The organism is Streptomyces sp. NBC_01498, from assembly GCF_036327775.1.
In the GTDB taxonomy this organism is placed as follows: Bacteria; Actinomycetota; Actinomycetes; order Streptomycetales; family Streptomycetaceae; genus Streptomyces.
In genome coordinates this window covers 5475894-5493745 of record NZ_CP109598.1, presented here as the reverse complement: position 1 = coordinate 5493745, position 17852 = coordinate 5475894, and the positions used below count along the sequence as shown (strand labels likewise).

The 17852-nt window shown below is 73.3% G+C and carries 10 protein-coding genes; 9 read left to right on the top strand and 1 reads right to left on the bottom strand.

What is annotated here, in order from left to right:
• Window positions 1–89: 89 nt before the first annotated feature.
• Together OG875_RS23415 and cobT are read left to right on the top strand one after the other, a co-directional pair.
• The gene (locus OG875_RS23415) at window positions 90–1328 is read left to right on the top strand and encodes a bifunctional adenosylcobinamide kinase/adenosylcobinamide-phosphate guanylyltransferase (RefSeq protein WP_330176189.1); all 1239 of its coding nucleotides are present in this window, start codon (window positions 90–92) and stop codon (window positions 1326–1328) included.
• Window positions 1329–1385: 57 nt separating this feature from the next.
• Window positions 1386–2477 (top strand): nicotinate-nucleotide--dimethylbenzimidazole phosphoribosyltransferase, encoded by a 1092-nt coding sequence (gene cobT / locus OG875_RS23410; protein WP_330177874.1) that lies wholly within the window; start codon window positions 1386–1388, stop codon window positions 2475–2477.
• A 353-nt stretch (window positions 2478–2830) separates the two neighbouring features.
• Here cobT and OG875_RS23405 read toward each other — a convergent pair whose 3' ends face one another.
• Window positions 2831–3610 (bottom strand): hypothetical protein, encoded by a 780-nt coding sequence (locus tag OG875_RS23405; protein ID WP_330176188.1) that lies wholly within the window; start codon window positions 3608–3610, stop codon window positions 2831–2833.
• Between the two features lie 125 nt (window positions 3611–3735).
• Between OG875_RS23405 and OG875_RS23400 the strand changes: the two genes are divergently transcribed.
• The 7 genes from OG875_RS23400 (at window position 3736) to OG875_RS23370 (ending at window position 17803) form a co-directional block, all read left to right on the top strand.
• A complete protein-coding gene (locus tag OG875_RS23400) occupies window positions 3736–4530 on the top strand; it encodes an adenosylcobinamide-GDP ribazoletransferase (RefSeq protein WP_330176187.1) in 795 nt (264 codons plus the stop codon).
• Between the two features lie 320 nt (window positions 4531–4850).
• Window positions 4851–6404 (top strand): leucyl aminopeptidase, encoded by a 1554-nt coding sequence (locus tag OG875_RS23395; RefSeq protein ID WP_330176186.1) that lies wholly within the window; start codon window positions 4851–4853, stop codon window positions 6402–6404.
• Window positions 6405–7074: 670 nt separating this feature from the next.
• Window positions 7075–8463, top strand: a complete 1389-nt coding sequence (lpdA, locus tag OG875_RS23390) for a dihydrolipoyl dehydrogenase (protein ID WP_330176185.1) — start codon at window positions 7075–7077, stop codon at window positions 8461–8463.
• 96 nt (window positions 8464–8559) lie between these two features.
• Window positions 8560–10428 (top strand): 2-oxoglutarate dehydrogenase, E2 component, dihydrolipoamide succinyltransferase, encoded by a 1869-nt coding sequence (gene sucB, locus OG875_RS23385; protein ID WP_330176184.1) that lies wholly within the window; start codon window positions 8560–8562, stop codon window positions 10426–10428.
• A 199-nt stretch (window positions 10429–10627) separates the two neighbouring features.
• The gene (locus OG875_RS23380) at window positions 10628–12064 is read left to right on the top strand and encodes a lipase/acyltransferase domain-containing protein (protein WP_330176183.1); all 1437 of its coding nucleotides are present in this window, start codon (window positions 10628–10630) and stop codon (window positions 12062–12064) included.
• Entirely contained in the window at window positions 12057–17066 is a 5010-nt protein-coding gene (locus tag OG875_RS23375; protein ID WP_330176182.1) for a tetratricopeptide repeat protein, read from the top strand. Before OG875_RS23380 ends, OG875_RS23375 begins: the two co-directional genes overlap by 8 nt.
• Window positions 17063–17803 carry a hypothetical protein gene (locus tag OG875_RS23370; protein WP_330176181.1) on the top strand — a complete coding sequence of 247 codons (741 nt, stop codon included), beginning with the start codon at window positions 17063–17065 and terminating at the stop codon, window positions 17801–17803. The genes OG875_RS23375 and OG875_RS23370 overlap by 4 nt, the downstream gene beginning before the upstream one ends.
• Window positions 17804–17852 lie beyond the last annotated feature (49 nt).

Genomic DNA, 17852 nt, shown 5'->3' with positions numbered 1-17852 from the left:
CCTCCAGGGGCCCGGCCAGAATGATCTGTCTGCTGCCCGCAGCGTAGCCGGGCGCGCACCCGGCGCGGTGGCACGGGAGGATCATCCGCGTGGAACTGACTCTGCTCGGCACCGGAGCCCCTGACGGTCTCCCCCGCCCCCACTGCCCCTGCGCCGCGTGCGCCGCCGCCCGTGGCCCCCTCGCGCGGGCGGCGACCGCACTGCTGGTGGACGGGGCCGTGCTGCTCGACCTCACCCCGGGGGCGGCGCTCGCCGCCGCACGGGCCGGGCACTCGCTGAACGGCGTACGGCAGGTGCTGCTCACCCACCCGCACGAGGGTCCGGCCGTCGAACTGCCCGCCGGGCTGCCGACCGCCGGCCGGGTCGCCGACGGGCGGGTGCTGTCGCTGATCAGCGGACACCGGGTGCGGGCGGTGCCGATGGACGCGCCCGGTACGGGGTACGAGGTGACGGCCCCCGACGGCGAACGGCTGCTGTACCTGCCGCCCGGCGGCGCCCCCGCCGGGCTGCCGGGGCGGGCCCCGGCGGGCGGCGTCCGTCCCGTACGGGACGGCGGGCCCGCGCCGTACGACATGCTCCTCGCCGACGTGCTCGGCCGCCCCGACGCCCTGGCGCGGCTGCGCGCCGCCGGATCGGTCGGCCCGGCCACCGACGTGATCGCCGTGCACATCGGCCACGAGGCCCCGCCGGGGCCGGAGTTGGACCGCAGGCTGGCGGCGGCGGGCGCGCGGGCCGTGCCGGACGGCACGACGCTGACGGTCGGCGCCTACCACGCCGTGCCGGACGTCCCGCGCCGCACGCTGGTGACGGGAGGCGCGCGCTCGGGCAAGTCCGTGGAGGCCGAACGGCGGCTGGCCGCCTTCCCCGGTGTGCTGTACGTCGCGACGGGCGGCACCCGGGAGGGCGATCCGGAGTGGGGGGCCAGGGTCACGGCGCACCGGGACCGCCGGCCGCCGTCCTGGCGCACCGCCGAGACCTGCGACCTGGTGCCGCTGCTGACCGACGACGGCCCGCCGCTGCTGATCGACTGCCTGTCGCTGTGGCTGACGGACGCCATGGACCGGGTGGACGCCTGGGACGACGCCGCGTGGGAGGCGGGCGGCGCGGAGGCGCTGCGCACCCGGACCGACGCACTGGCCGGCGCGGTACGGGCGACGCGGCGCACGGTGGTGCTGGTGACCAACGAGGCCGGTTCGGGCGTCGTCCCGGCGACGGCGTCGGGGCGGCGGTTCCGGGACGAACTGGGGCGGCTGAACGCGGCGGTGGCCGCCGAGTGCGAGCACGTCCTGCTGGTCGTCGCCGGGCAGGCTCTGCCGCTGCGCGGCTGACGGCGGGCGGCCCGTGCGCGGGGGCCCGCTGCCGGTACTGTTCGGCGAATGAGCTCGCTGAATCTCGACGACTTCTCCGATCTGATCGAGCGCCCCGACGGCGGTCTGCGACGTGACGCCGAGGAACGCCGCGAACGGCTGGCCGTCCCGCCCGGCGCGCTGGGCCGGCTCGACGACCTGGCCGAGTGGCTGGCCGCCGCCCAGTCGACCGTGCCGGTCAGGGCCGTCGGGCAGCCGCGCGTGGTGCTCTTCGCCGGTGACCACGGGGTGGCCGCGCGAGGCGTCTCGGCCCGCCCGGCGGGCAGCGCGCATCTGCTGGTCCGCGCGGTGCTGGAGGGCGGGAGCCCGGTGGCGGTGCTGGCCCGCCGGGCGGGGGTGCCGGTACGGATCGTGGACGCCGGTCTGGACTGCGACCCGGAGCTGCTCCCGGAGGAGGTCGTCCGCCACCGGGTACGGCGCGGCAGCGGACTGATCGACGTCGAGGACGCGCTGACGATCGAGGAGGCCGAGCAGGCGGTACGGCTCGGTATGGCGATCGCCGACGAGGAGGCCGACTCGGGCACGGACCTGATCGTCCTCGGCGATCTGAGCGTGGGCGGTACGACCCCGGCCGCCACCCTGATCGCGGCGCTGTGCGGCACGGACGCGTCGGTGGTCACGGGGCGCGGCGGGGCGCGGATCGACGACATCGCGTGGATGCGCAAGTGCGCGGCGATCAGGGACGCCCTGCGCCGGGCCCGCCCGGTGCTGGGGGACCAGCTGGAGCTGCTGGCGACGGTGGGCGGCGCCGATCTGGCGGCGACGACGGGTTTCCTGCTCCAGAGCGCGGTGCGGCGGATGCCGGTGATCCTGGACGGTGTGGTCTCGGCGGCGTGCGCGCTGGTCGGCCAGCGGGCGGCGTTCCGCGCGCCGGACTGGTGGCTGGCGGGCCAGGTGAGCGGCGAACCGGCCCAGGGCAAGGCCCTGGACCGGATGGCGATCGAGCCGCTGCTCGACCACGGGGTTGTCGTGGGCGAGGGCACGGGCGCGCTGCTGGCCCTGCCGCTCGTCCAGGCGGCGGCAGCACTGGCGGCGGAGCTGCCGGAACGGCCGGAAGCGGCGGAGTCGGAAGCGGAGACGGCGGGCGTGGGCCTGGGGGACATCACCTAGGTCGTGCCCGACCGTGCCCGACCGCGTCCGACGAGAACGGCGTCCGCCCGCAGGGGCGGGGCTCGGCTCCGGCAGACCGGGGACCTCCTCTTTCCCCGGGTGGCGGCGTCCGCCCGCAGGGGCGAGGCTGCGGCTCACCAGGCGCGGATGTCTCGTACCGGGCGTACGTGGCCGGCTCCGACAACGCAGGGCGCACCTCGCGTGCCTCTCGGGGCCTGCGGGGAGGGTGCGCGTGCCGGACAGGCACACCCCCTTGTCACACACCCGCAGGCGACGACGGCGCGGCCCCCGGTGGCGTGCGGGCCCGGTCTCGGAGCCGTATCGCCTGAACGCCCGTACGCCGTGAGTCGGAGTCAGTGCGGCGGTGCCTGTTTCGCGGCCCGCTCCGCCCGTTCGTCGTCCGGGGCGCCGCCGATCCAGTCCTGGACGCGGCGGCGCGGGGCCGACCAGCGGCGGTCGCGGTGATACGCGCGCAGCGTCATACGGGCGCGCGCCCGGTGGCGGCGCCGGTAGAAGCGGCGGGCCCACACCGAGCCCGGCCGGGCCAGTCGCAGCGCGCCGACGATCGCCACCGGGGGCACCAGCACACCCACCAGCGCCATCGGCAGCTTCCCCTTGAGCAGCGTGATCAGCACGAAGCCGAAACTGATCGCGAGGCTCACCAGCACCGACGCCCGGTCCTGCCGTTCCTCCGGCGACAGCGAGTCGACGTCCAGCGGCGAGAACCCGCTCAGTACGAGGAGCGCCAGCGCGGCGGCGAGGACCACGACCTCCACGCTCCGCCGGCCGTCCTCGGTCCAGTACACGTCGTCCAGGTGCAGGATCAGCGCGAACTCGTCCAGGACCAGCCCCGCGCCCGCCCCGAAGACGACCGCCCACACCGCCGCCCCGACCCCGTGCCTGCCGCTGCCGACCGCCCCGAAGCCGCCGATCACCATGAGCAGCACCCCCGGCACCACGTGGTGGATGTGCAGCCCGCCCGAGCCGCCGATGTTCCGGAACGGCCCCCGGCCCGCGCGGATCAGCCGGGTGATCGTCCGGGTGATCACGAAGGTCAGGACGAACGAGACGAGCGCGAGCAGCATGGGGACCTTGCCCGGCTCGACGAAGTTCTGCTGGAACCAGGAACCCATCCCGCCCTCCTCCGCTCCGACTCTGCCACCCTCTGGGCTTTTGTACGGGTATGGGCAACCTACCGGCCGTGCGCCCGCCGGGTGCGGACCCGGCCCCCGCCGGCCGCCCCGCTACTCTTCGCGCGATGAGCGCGCGACGGACAGCGGACGCCGCCGACGGCATACGGTTCGCCTTCGGCACACTCACCGTGCTCCCCGTGCGGGTGACCCGCTGGGACCGGGAGGCCGCCCGCGCCGGAATGCTCGCCGCGCCGCTCGCCGGTCTCGTCGTCGGCCTGTGCGCGGGCGCGGCGGGCGGTCTGCTGCTCCTCGCCGGGGCGGGCCCGCTGCTCGCCGCCGTGGCCACCACCGCCGTCCCCGCCGTACTGACCCGGGGGCTGCATCTGGACGGTCTGGCCGACACCGCCGACGGCCTCGGCAGCGCGAAACCCGCCGAGGACGCGCTGCGGATCATGAAGCGCTCGGACATCGGGCCGTTCGGTGTGATCACCCTGCTGCTCGTGCTGCTGGCGCAGGTGGCGGCGGTGGGCGAGCTGTACGCGGCGGCTTGGGCGCACGGCGCCGCCGCCGCGACCGTCGCGGCCGTCACCGCCCGGCTCGCGCTGACCCTGGCCGCGCGTGCCGGTGTGCCGCCCGCGCGGCCGGACGGGCTCGGCGCCGCCGTCGCGGGCACCGTCCCGACGCGGGCCGCGCTGCTCACCGTCCTGCTGATGACGGCGGTCGTCGCGGCGGTGTGCGGCGGCCTGTTCGGACCGTACGGCGCCCTGCGCCACGTCCTGGCGCTCGCGGCGGGGCTCGGCGCCGCGCATCTGCTGCTCCGGCACTGCGTACGGCGCTTCGGCGGCGTCACCGGGGATGTCTTCGGCGGCCTCGCCGAGACGGCGGCGACGGCCGCGCTGATCGTCCTGACACTGGGGTGAGTCCGGAAAGCCGACATGCCGTCAGAAGCCGCCCGGTGTGGCTCTGTTGGGCCGGTGTCGGAGGTCCGGGGCGGGTGCGCGGCGATAACCCGCCCGCCGACGGACCGCCGACCAGGGTGGGGTCCGGACGATCCCCGCCGGAGCGGCCGCGGTCGCCGCCGGACGGCCGGGGGCCACCGCCGCCGTGAGGAAACCCGCGTACCGCGCGTAGGCTCCTTACCGGTGCTCCGCGGGCCGAATTACCATGCGCTGAGCACGGCCGGCCCTGCGAAAGACCGGCTTCCGCCGAAGAACTTCTATGGAAGCGAGATTTCACCACCGTGACTGCTCTCACTCTCAGCACAGCCGGCGCGGCGACACTGCGCGCCGACGCGATCGTCGTCGGCGTAGCGAAGGGAGCCAAGGGCCCGGCCGTCGCGCCGGGAGCCGAGGCCGTGGACAAGGCGTACGACGGCAAGCTCGCCTCCGTCCTGGAGTCCCTCGGCGCCACGGGTGCCGAGGGCGAGGCGACCAAGCTCCCCGCGCCGTCCGGTCTCAAGGTCCCGATCGTCATCGCGGTCGGTCTGGGCACCGTCCCGGACAAGGACGAGGCGTACGGCGCCGAGACCCTCCGCCGCGCCGCCGGTGTCGCCGCCCGCACCCTCTCCGGTGCCAAGAAGGCCGCGTTCGCGCTGCCCGTCGAGGCGGCCGAGGACATCGCGGCCGTCGCGGAGGGCGCGCTGCTCGGCGCGTACGCCTTCACCGCCTACCGCGGCACGGAGAAGACCGCCGCGTCCGCCGGCGACAGGACCGACCGGGCCGACGGCGGCGTGAAGCAGCCGCTCGGCGAGGTCACCCTGCTCGGCACGAAGCCGCGCGACAAGGCCCACAAGGCCGCCGCCGAGCGCGCGATCGCCCTGACGGACGAGATCAACCGCGCCCGCGACCTGGTCAACACCCCGCCGAACGACCTCTACCCGGAGACCTTCGCCGCCATCGCCACGGCGGTCGGCAAGGAGCACGGCGTCAAGGTCCAGATCACCGACGAGAAGGCGCTCACCAAGGGCGGCTACGGCGGTCTCCTCGGCGTCGGCAAGGGCTCGGAGCACGGCCCGCGCCTCGTCCGCCTGGAGTACACGCACGCCAAGGCGAAGAAGACGATCGCCCTGGTCGGCAAGGGCATCACCTACGACTCGGGCGGCATCTCGCTCAAGCCGCCGGGCCACAACGAGACGATGAAGTGCGACATGAGCGGCGCCGCCGCCGTCCTCGCCGCCGTCGTGTCGGCGGCCCGTCTCGGCCTCCAGGTCAATGTGACCGGCTGGCTGGCGCTCGCCGAGAACATGCCGTCGGGCACCGCGACGCGGCCCGGTGACGTTCTGCGCATGTACAGCGGCAAGACGGTGGAGGTCCTGAACACCGACGCCGAGGGCCGGCTCGTCCTGGCGGACGCGATCACCCGCGCCTCCGAGGAGAAGCCCGACGCGATCGTGGACGTCGCGACGCTGACCGGTGCCATGGTCGTGGCGCTGGGCAACCGGACCTTCGGCATCATGTCGAACGACGAGGCGTTCCGTACGTCCGTGCACGAGATCGCCGAGGAGGTCGGCGAGGCGTCCTGGCCGATGCCGCTGCCGACCGAGCTGCGCAAGGGCATGGACTCCCCCACCGCCGACATCGCGAACATGGGCGAGCGGATGGGCGGCGGCCTGGTCGCCGGTCTGTTCCTCAAGGAGTTCGTGGGCGAGGGCATCACCTGGGCGCACCTCGACATCGCGGGACCGGCCTTCCACGAGGGCGCGCCGTACGGCTACACGCCCAAGGGCGGCACGGGCGCCTCGGTCCGCACGCTGGTACGGCTCGCGGAGCGGACGGCCGCGGGCGACCTGGGCTGATTCGTTTCGATCCGCCCTGATCTGTTCCGCTCTGATCTGTTCCGATCCGTTCCGATGTGAGCCGGTACGGTCTGATGCGGGGGCGCCGGGGCACGGCGCCCCCGGGAGCGGCCGGAGGGCCGCCCTCAGGCTGTCCGGCCGTCCGGCCGTGCGACTGTCGTGCGGTCCGGCCCGGCCCGGCCCGGCCCGGCGGATCGTCCGGGCCCCTCACGCGACCGGCCCTCGCGTGACCGGCCCGGGAATGTTCGGCCGGGGAATGTTCGGCCCGTCCGGCGGGTTCCGGTTGAGTGACCGGAGCCCGTGGGGCGGGCCGTTTCGCCCCCGGCGAACGGGACCGCGCGATCGGGCCGCCGTGAGGGGGTACCGGTAAGGCGCGCGGCTCACACGAACCGTGAACCTCACGCGCCTCAGGCGTACATGACGCGTGTACAACGCCCGTACGCCGGGTGTACGGGCGTACGCACGAGCAACCGTACGAGCCGGTAACCCCTGATCAGCGCCCACCGGCCGTCCCGGAACCCCGGCCCCGCGTCCCGCCGCCCTCCGACAAGTGCGAAGATGGGTCTCCGGCAGGACAGGGCCCCACTACAGGGCCGACGAAACAGCGGCCGAACACCAGCCGCCGCCCGGTCTTCGACCGCGCCCGGCACACATGCATGGAGGACGTGACGTGGCGAACGACGCCAGCACCGTTTTCGACCTAGTGATCCTCGGCGGCGGTAGCGGCGGTTACGCCGCGGCGCTGCGCGGAGCGCAGCTGGGCCTGGACGTCGCCCTGATCGAGAAGAACAAGCTCGGCGGCACCTGCCTGCACAACGGCTGCATTCCCACGAAGGCCCTGCTGCACGCCGGCGAGATCGCCGACCAGGCGCGCGAGGCCGGGCAGTTCGGTGTCAAGGCCACTTTCGAGGGCATCGACATCGCGGGGGTCCACAAGTACAAGGACGAGGTCATCTCGGGCCTCTACAAGGGCCTTCAGGGTCTGGTCGCCTCCCGCAAGGTGACCTACATCGAGGGTGAGGGCCGTCTCTCCTCCCCCACCTCCGTCGACGTCGACGGCCGCCGCGTCCAGGGCCGCCATGTCCTGCTCGCCACCGGCTCCGTACCGAAGTCGCTCCCCGGCCTGGACATCGACGGTGAGCGGATCATCTCCTCGGACCACGCGCTCAAGCTGGACCGGGTCCCGAAGACCGCGATCGTGCTGGGCGGCGGCGTCATCGGCGTCGAGTTCGCGTCGGCGTGGAAGTCCTTCGGCACGGACGTCACCGTGATCGAGGGCCTCAAGCACCTCGTCCCGGTCGAGGACGAGAACAGCTCCAAGCTCCTGGAGCGGGCCTTCCGCAAGCGCGGTATCAAGTTCAACCTCGGCACCTTCTTCGACAAGGCCGAGTACACGCAGGACGGTGTGCGCGTCACGCTGGCCGACGGCAAGACCTTCGAGGCGGAGGTGCTGCTGGTCGCGATCGGCCGCGGCCCCGTGTCGCAGGGCCTCGGCTACGAGGAGCAGGGCGTCGCGATGGACCGCGGCTTCGTGCTCGTCGACGAGTACATGCGGACGAACGTCGAGACGATCTCGGCCGTCGGTGACCTCGTCCCGACGCTCCAGCTCGCACACGTCGGCTTCGCCGAGGGCATCCTCGTGGCGGAGCGGCTGGCCGGGCTGAAGACGGTCCCCGTCGACTACGACGGCGTGCCCCGGGTGACGTACTGCCACCCCGAGGTCGCCTCCGTCGGTATCACCGAGGCCAAGGCCAAGGAGATCTACGGTGCGGACAAGGTCGTCGCTCTGAAGTACAACCTGGCGGGCAACGGCAAGAGCAAGATCCTGAAGACCGCGGGCGAGATCAAGCTCGTCCAGGTCAAGGACGGCGCTGTGGTCGGCGTCCACATGGTCGGTGACCGTATGGGCGAGCAGGTCGGCGAAGCGCAGCTGATCTACAACTGGGAGGCTCTGCCGGCCGAGGTCGCGCAGCTCATCCACGCGCACCCGACGCAGAACGAAGCCCTCGGCGAGGCGCACCTGGCGCTGGCCGGCAAGCCCCTCCACTCCCACGACTGATACCTCAGTCCGGGCGCGACGACCACTACCGCACTTCCCCAGGCCCGGCGCCCGGCGCCGGCTGGGGAGATCCCACCGTTAGGAGCAACTGAAACCATGGCGGTTTCCGTAACCCTGCCGGCGCTCGGCGAGAGCGTCACCGAGGGCACTGTCACGCGCTGGCTGAAGGCCGAGGGCGAGCGCGTCGAGGCCGACGAGCCGCTGCTGGAGGTCTCCACCGACAAGGTCGACACCGAGATCCCGGCGCCCGCCGCCGGGATCCTGGCGTCGATCAAGGTCGCCGAGGACGAGACGGTCGAGGTCGGCGCGGAGCTGGCCGTGATCGACGACGGTACGGGCGGCGAGGCCGCGGCCGAGGCGCCGCAGCAGGCCGAGGCCGCACCGGAGCCGGAGCCGGAGCCCGCCCCCGCTCAGGAGGCACCGGAGGCGCCGTCGACCGAGGCGGAGGCCCCGGCGCCCGCGCCGACGGCCGAGGCGTCGGAGGGCGGCAGCTCCGCCGAGGGCACGGACGTCACGCTTCCGGCGCTCGGTGAGAGCGTCACCGAGGGCACCGTCACCCGCTGGCTGAAGGAGGTCGGCGACTCGGTCGAGGCCGACGAGCCGCTGCTGGAGGTCTCGACGGACAAGGTCGACACCGAGATCCCCGCGCCGGTCGCCGGTGTGCTGCTGGAGATCGTGGTCGGCGAGGACGAGACCGCCGAGGTCGGCGCGAGACTGGCCGTGATCGGCGCCGAGGGTGCCGCTCCGGCGTCCGCCCCGGCCCCGGCTCCGGCCGCGCCGAAGGAGGAGGCCCCCAAGCAGGAGGCCCCCAAGCAGGAGGCCCCGAAGCAGGAGGCTCCCGCGCCTGCCCCGGCCCCCGCGCCGGCTCCCAAGCAGGAAGCTCCGGCTCCGGCTCCCAAGCAGGAGGCCCCGGCGCCCGCGCCCGCCCCGGCTCCGAAGCAGGAGGCGCCCGCACCGGCACCCGCCGCTCCTGCCGCCGCCCCGTCGGCCCCCGCTGCCGCCCCCGCCGCCGCTCCCGGTGACGACGGCGCGTACGTGACGCCGCTCGTGCGCAAGCTCGCCGCCGAGAACGGCGTCGACCTGGCGTCGGTCAAGGGCACCGGCGTCGGTGGCCGTATCCGCAAGCAGGACGTCGTCGCCGCCGCGGAGGCCGCCAAGGCCGCCGCCGCGAAGGCATCGGCGCCCGCCGCCGCCCCGTCGGCCCCCGCCGCGTCGAAGGCCCCCGCCCTGGAGGTCTCCCCGCTGCGTGGCCAGACGATCAAGATGCCTCGCATGCGCAAGGTCATCGGCGAGAACATGATGAAGGCGCTGCACGGCCAGGCCCAGCTGACCTCGGTCGTCGAGGTCGACATCACGAAGCTGATGCGGCTGCGCGCGCAGGCCAAGGACACCTTCGCCGCCCGCGAGGGCGTGAAGCTGTCCCCGATGCCGTTCTTCGTGAAGGCGGCGGCCCAGGCGCTCAAGGCGTACCCGGTCGTCAACGCCCGCATCAACGAGGACGAGGGCACCATCACGTACTTCGACTCGGAGAACATCGGCATCGCCGTGGACTCCGAGAAGGGTCTGATGACGCCGGTCATCAAGGGCGCGGGCGACCTGAACCTCGCCGGCATCGCCAAGAAGACCGCCGAACTGGCGGGCAAGGTCCGCGGCAGCAAGATCACGCCGGACGAGCTGTCCGGTGCGACCTTCACCATCAGCAACACGGGCTCGCGCGGCGCCCTGTTCGACACGATCATCGTGCCCCCGAACCAGGTCGCCATCCTGGGCATCGGCGCGACGGTCCGCCGTCCCGTGGTCATCAACCACCCGGACCTCGGCGAGACCATCGCGGTGCGCGACATGGTCCACGTCGTGCTCTCCTACGACCACCGCCTGGTGGACGGCGCGGACGCCGCCCGCTACCTGTCGGCGGTCAAGTCGATCCTGGAGGCGGGCGAGTTCGAGGTCGAACTCGGCCTGTAGTCCTCGCGTACGTGCTGTGGTCGGCGCCCCGTCCGGAGAGATCCGGGCGGGGCGCCGTCGTACGCGCATCCACCTGTATGCGCATTCGCCCCATCTGTGTTGATGAACCCCGCTCCCCATCTCCCAGGCGTGGATACGGTGTTGACACCGCGTGACGTACCGCGGACGCACAGGGGACACCACAGGGGGAATACCGCACATGCTTCGTCAGCCCGTGAATGATCTGGTCGTCGTCCTGCCCGGCATCCTGGGCAGCCGTCTCGCCGACGCCGAGGGCCACGAGGTGTGGGGCGCGTCGGGGGCGGCGCTGTGGCAGGGCATCCGTACGTTCGGCCGGTCGGTCGGCCGTCTGACGCTGCCCGCCGACCTGGGCGACGACCATCCGGGGGACGGTGTACAGGTGCTGGGTGCCGTACGCGATGTGCACGGGATTCCCGGCCTCTGGAAGGGCGTTGACGGCTACAGCGCTCTGCTGGACTGGCTGGAGCAGCACTTCACCGTCCGCCGCCGGCACCCCGGCGATCCCACCGGTACGTCGGCCAACCTGCTGGAGTTCGGCTACGACTGGCGGCTCTCCTGCCGCTACAACGCGCGCCTGCTCCGGGACCGTGTCGACGAGGAGCTGGGCCGCTGGCGCGCCTCCGCCCCCGCCCGGCGGGACGCGCGGGTCACCTTCATCTGCCACTCGATGGGCGGCCTGGTCGCCCGGTACTACGTGAAGTGCCTGGGCGGCCACGAGATCACCCGCCGCCTCATCACCATCGGCACGCCGCACCGGGGCTCCATCGACGCGCTGGAGACGCTGGTCAACGGCTACGGCCTGGGTCTGGGCCGGCTCCGCCTGGCCGTGGCTCCGATGACCTCGTTCGCGCGAAGCCTGCCGTCGCTCCACCAGCTGACCCCGGACTACGCCTGCCTCGCCACGGGCGAGGGCCTGCTGTACACGCGCGAGCTGCCGCACAACTTGCCCGGGGTGGACGGGGAGTTGCTGCGGGACGCGGGCCGCTTCCACCAGGAGATCAGGGATGCGGCGACGCCTGACGACGGTTTCGCACCGTTCGTGGGGGTGGGGCAGCCTACGGCGACGACCGGCACGTTCTCCGAGGACGGCGAGCGGATCACCACCCTGCTGACCGTCGACGGCACGTCCGAGGGCGGCGACGGCAGGGTCCCCCGCCTGTCGGCCCACCCGCCGGGCGCGACATCGGGCCACACCCCGAACGAACTGCACGGCAGCCTCCAGAACAACAGCGGCGTCCGAGACGCCCTCTGGAACCTGCTGGCCCCCGAACCCGCTTACCACCGGGGCCCGGAACACGGGCCGGTGCCGCTGGGGGTGCTGGCGCCCGACTGGGTGGCGAACGGCGAACCGTACGAGATCGCGGTGACGGTCCCGCCCGGCACCCCGCGCGGCGACGAACTGCGTATCCGGGCGGTCCTCCGCCCGGTGGGAGCGGGCCAGGTGATCGAGCGCACGCTGACCAACCTGGGCGGGGGCGCGTACGGAACCACCCTCACCGATCCGCTCGTCCCCGGCCCGTACCGGGTGACGATCGGGGCGGCGGGACGGCCGGACTCGACGGTGACGGCGCTGTTGCTGGCGGGCGACGAGGAGCGGGGCGAGAGCGATGACTGAGCAGGCGGAGTTCGCGGTCAAGGGCACGGTGCTGGGGATCGTGGTGGAGAACTACGAACAGGCGGTATTTCCCCCACTGGTTGGTGCGCGGGATCAGTTGGACGACATCGCGAACCTGCTGTCGGGTTTCGGCTACGAGCCCGAGGTGGTGCGTGATCCGGTACGGGACGAGGTACGGGATGCCGTAGGTGACTGGCAGCGGACCTGGCGCGAGAAGGGCGGGAACGGTCCGGCGATCGTCGTCTGGTCGGGGCATGGAAAGAAGCACCGGAATCAGCTGCGTCTGATCACCCGTGAGACCAAGGACTGGGCCGATTCCGAGCACACGTACCGCGTGGAACTCCTGGCGGAAGCCGCGCTGCGCAGCGGCGCCGACCAGATCCTGCTGATTGTCGACACCTGCTACTCGGGGGCCGGGGTGCTGCCCTCGGTCGAGGAAGCGCTGTCCGCCTGGGCCGAGCAGTCGCTCCCGGGGGGCCGGGCCGCCTGGCTGGGGGTCATCGCGAGTTGTCAGCCGGACGAGCTGGCAGAGGGGCGCGGCACCCTGCTCGACACCGTCGCCGACGTGCTGCGGGAAGGACCCCGTACGGACCACTACAAGCACCTGTGGAGCGTCCACAACCGGGGCGTGACCGGGGAGACGGTGATCGGGGCCGTGCTGGCCCAGATGCCGGCGGGCGGACAACTGCCGTTGCAGGTCAACTCCGGACGCTCACTGCCCATGTTCCACAACCCACGCTGGCGCAGGGACGCACCCGAACAACTGGTCGAGCATCTGGTGTTGGCGGCGCGTGGGGCCGATCCCACGGAGGAGGGCTGGTTCTTCACGGGCCGCCGGGACGTACTCACCGAGATCGTCTCGTGGCTGGGTGAGCGGAAGCCTGGCCTGTTCCTGGTGACGGGCAGCGCGGGGAGCGGGAAGTCGGCAGTGCTGGGCCGTATCGCGACGCTGTCGGACAAGGAGCAACGGAAGGAGGCGAAGCGGCACGGCGCGCTGGAGGAGGGCGACCCGGACCCGGGCGAGAGTTCCGTGGACGCGTCGGTTCATCTGCGCGGGCTGGACGCGCAGCGGCTGGCCGAGGTGCTGGCTCAGCGCCTCGGACTGCCCGTACCGAAGACACCGTCCGCGCTGATCGCGGAGATCGAGGGACGGGGCGCGGAGCACCCGGCGGCACTGCTGCTGGACGGCCTGGACGAGGCCGCCCCCGAGCAGGCCACGGCGATCGTGGAACAACTGCTGGTGCCGCTGAGCCGGATCGCCACGGTGTTGCTGGGGTCCCGGGACCGCCCGTTCCGACCGCTCGCCGAGCCCAGGGAGCCGTTGGACGAGACGCTGAGGAGGTTACTGGGAGCGGCCGTGCATATCGCCGACCTGGACGGGGAGTTGGGCACCGGGGCCGATGTCCGGGCGTATGTGGAACGGCGGCTGCGGGCAGGGGGTGTGTCGGGCGAGCGCAGCGCCGGGACGGCGAACGGGCTGACGGAGCGCGCCACGGGTGGTGCCGGAGGCTTCCTGTTCGCCCGTCTCGTCACGGGGTCACTACTCCGGCGGTTCAGGCAGGACGGCGAGGGTGACTGGACGCACCGGCTGCCGAGCTCGATCGCGGAAGCCCTCGCCGACGACCTGGCGAGCGGGCCGACGTTGGAACGGGACGGGCGGCGAATCCCCCTCGGCGCCGACGACTTGCTCACAGCCCTGGCCTGGAGCAGCGGACCGGGGATGCCGGCCCGGGGGATCTGGGAGATCGCCGCGTCCGCCGTCAGCGCGGCGGGAACGGAGTACGGACCGGACGACGTGGACTGGGTACTCGGCGCGTACGGCAGGTACGTGGTGGAGGACACGGACGGTACGCAGGCGGTGTACCGGCTCTACCACCGGGAGTTCGTGGACCATCTGCGCCGGGTCTCACGGCGGCGGGAGACGGACGGGGCCGCCGATCCCGCGCTCGGCATCGCCGAGGCGCTGGTGACGCTGCTGCGGCGTGAGACCGACGACACGGCGTCGCCGGAGAAGGCCAACCCCTATCTGTCGAGGGAGTTGACGGCACATGCGGTGGCTGCCGGAGGACCGGGCGTCGAGCTGCTGCGGACCCTGGTGGAGCTGAACGGGGAGCGCTTCCTCCCCGACCTCGCCGCGGCCCTGCTCGCTCTGGGGGTTCGCGTTCCGGAGTCGGGGAACCCCGAGGAGGCTCTGGCGCCCTCACGGGAGGCGGTCGTGCTGTACCACGCCCTGGCCGAGGAACGCCCCGGCATCCATCAACCGGCGCTCGCCGTCGCCCTCGGCAACCTTGCCCGTCTGCTCGCCCTGACCGGGGACCGTGAGGGAGGGCTGGAACACGCCCGGGAAGCCGTCGCCGTCCGCCGGGAGCTGACCGCCAGGAATCCCACCGCATACCGTCCCTATCTCGCGAGTGCCCTCGGCAATCTCGCACGCCATCTCGGCGACTCCGGAGACCGGAGCGCGGCGCTGGAGTCCGCTCAGGAAGCCGTGGACATGTACCGCTCCGTGGAGCGGGAGAATCCCGCCGCCCACCTCCCCGACCTCGCCACCGCACTCGGCAATCTCGCCAACTACCAGGCCGACGCCGGGGACTCGCGCCGTGCCGTCGTGTCCGCGCGGGAGGCCGTCACCCTCCGGCGTTCCCTGGCCGCCGCCAACCCCACGGCCTTCCTGCCCGACCTCGCCACCGGTGTCAGCAACCTCTCCGTCCATCTGGCCGCCACGGGAGACTGGCGGGGAGCACACGCGCACGCGCGGGAGGCGGCGGACCGCTTCCGTGCGCTGGCCGACGAGAACCCGGCCGCCCACCGCCGCCGGCTGGCGGGGGCGCTCAGCAACCTCGCCAACCGGCTGGCGGACGGCGGGGACCATCAGGGTTCGCTCGGCCCCGCGCACGAGGCCATCGCCATCCGCCGCTCCCTGGTCCAGCAGGATCCGGCCTGCCTGCCCGACCTGGCCATGTCCCTCAACAACCTCGCCAATCACCTGGCCGACGGCGGAGACCGGCAGAGCGCGCTCGCGTGCGCGCGCGAAGCGACCGGGCTGTACCGGACCCTGGCCCACCGGGACCCCGCCGTCCATCTTCCCGACCTGGCCATGTCCCTCGGCAACCTCGCCACGTCGATGGCGAACGCCGGAGACCGTGAGGGATCTCTCGGCCCCGCGCACGAAGCCGTCAGCATGTACCAGGCGCTGGCCCAGCAGAACCCCGCGGCCCACCTGCCCCGGCTGGCAGCGACCCTCAACAACCTCGCCATGCTCCTCGCCGGCAACGGGGACCGGCGGAGCGCCCTCGTACCGGCGCAGGAGGCAACCGCCATGTACCACGCCCTGGCCCAGGACAATCCGGGCGCCCACCTCCCCGACCTGGCCAACTCCCTCAACAACCTCGCCAACCATCTCGCCGACGGCGGGGACCGGCGGAACGCCCTCGCATCGGCGCAGGAGGCAACCGCCATGTACCGCGCCCTGGCCCAGGACAATCCGGGCGCCCACCTCCCCGACCTGGCGATGTCCCTCACCAACCTCGCCAACCATCTCGCCGGGGCCGGAGAGCGGCCGGCGGCACTCGACGCCGCCAGGGAAGCCGTCGCCCTCCGCCGCGAACTCGCCGCCAGAAATCCGCCCGCCCACCTCCCCGACCTGGCGATGTCCCTCAACAACCTCGGTGACCACCTCGCCAAGGGCGGGGACGGGCAGGCGGCACTCGAAGCGGCACACGAAGCCGTCGGGACGTACCGCACGCTGGCCGGGGAGAACGCCGCCGCCTTCGTTCCCGGTCTCGCCATGTCGGTGAGCAACCTGGCCGTCCGTCTCGCCGAGGCCGGAGAGCGGCCGGCGGCACTCGACGCCGCCAGGGAAGCCGTCGCCCTCCGCCGCGAACTCGCCGCCAGAAATCCGCCCGCCCACCTCCTCGACCTGGCCACCTCCCTCAACAACCTCGCGATCCATCTCGCCGAGGACGGGCGGCACGACCTGGCGGAGGCCGCCTACACGGAGACCGAACAGGCGCTGGCGGGCCACCCCGGGGCGGCCCGCCACATCGCCTTCGCGCGGGCGTCGTTCCGGATCGGGTACGCCGACGCGGAGACCGGGGTCGAGGAGCTGACAGCTCTCGCCGCCGCGCCGCCGGGCGAGAACGACCTCGCCTTCGCAGCCCGCCACCGGCTCCGCCTCCACGCGGCCACCGGCCCCGACGAGGAGCGCCGCGTCGCCACCGTCTGGAACCGCGCCACCGGAACCGGGCCCCCGGCGTGGCTCACCCTCTCCGCCGATGTCCTGGACCTCGTGGGGGATTGGATCGACTGCCCCACCTGGACGGCGTCCCGCGCGTTCTGGACCGCCCACGCGGACGCGCTCGACACGCCGGAGGCCGCGCTGGCCCTCCAAGAGCTCGCACTGGTCACCGAGGCCGCCGAACCCCATCTCCGTCTCCTGCTCCACGCGGTGGCCGCGGGCCCCGACGCCGCTTTCCGCCCCTACCTCCTCGACGAGGTGCTCGACGTCTGGCTCTCCGCCCCCTCGTGGGACGAGTCCCGGACCCGCCTCACCACTCACGCCGCCGTCCTGCTCCAGGACGACGCCGAACAGGCGCTCGCCGGCGCCGAGAACGACCCCACCGCCCTCGGCCACGCCGCGCTGATCCATCTCGCCCGCGCGGACGGCATCCCCGCCGCGTATGCCTGCGCCACGAGCCGTACCGCGCTCCACGACCGCGTCGGCACCGCGCTGACGACGCCCTCCCCGGACACTCTCCGCCACTGCGCCGCGCTCGAACAGGCTGTCTTCCTGGACGAGTTCGCCGCCCACGTCCACCGCGCCGTCGCCGACGTCCTGAGCGGCGGCGGCACCCCGGTACCCGTACCGGCGGACCCGCCCACCGCCGAGGACCGCGACCGAGCGGTCTCCCAGATCGCCGCCCTCATCGGGCGGCAGCCGGAGCACGCCGAACACCTCAGCACGCTCCTGCGGGCCGTCCTGGCAACCACCCCGGCCGCATGACCGGTTCCCCGCCGCCCAGCCGCGTCCTGGTCGTCCAGGCCGCGTCCGTACGCATCCCCGGGTCGCCCGACGCGGGCGCGGAGTTCAGGGAGATGAAGCGGGGCGTCACCGGCGCGCCGTACGGTCATGCCCTCGCGTTCGACTCCCTCCCGTCCGCCCAGGCCAGTGACCTGCCCCGGCAACTCCTCACGCACGTCCCGGCGGTACTCCACTTCTCCGGGCGCGGCACCCCCGGCGGCGGCCTGCGGTTCCTCACCGACGACGGCGGGGACGCTCCCGTCTCCCACGAGGGGCTGCGCAAGCTGCTCGTGGGGTTCGCACCCGACGGTCTGCAACTCGTCGTGCTCAACGCCTGCTGGTCCGAGGAGCTGGCCGTTCTCCTCACCGAGGCCGTCCCCTGCGTCATCGGCACCGAGGGCGAGATCCACGACCTGAACTGTCTCCAGTACGCCGGCGAGCTGTACCGCGCTCTCGCCCACGGCCGTTCCGTCCACGCGGCGCACATGTTCGCCGTCGCCGCCGTCGAGTTCTACGGCGCCAATCCCTCCTGTCTCCCCGAACTCCGCACCGCCCCCGGCGTGAACGCCGACGCGGTCCACGTCGTCCGGCCGGAGTTCCGCGACCCGTCGCCGCGCGCCCCCGTCAAGCCCGCGGGGGGCACCTTCCTGGGACGGTTGCGCAAAACCACCCTCCTCCGTCAGTCATCGCCCGCCTGGGACCCACCCCAGGAGGGGTAATCTCGGCCTCGGTCGCCCGAAGGAGCTCCGTCATGACCCCGCCCCCACC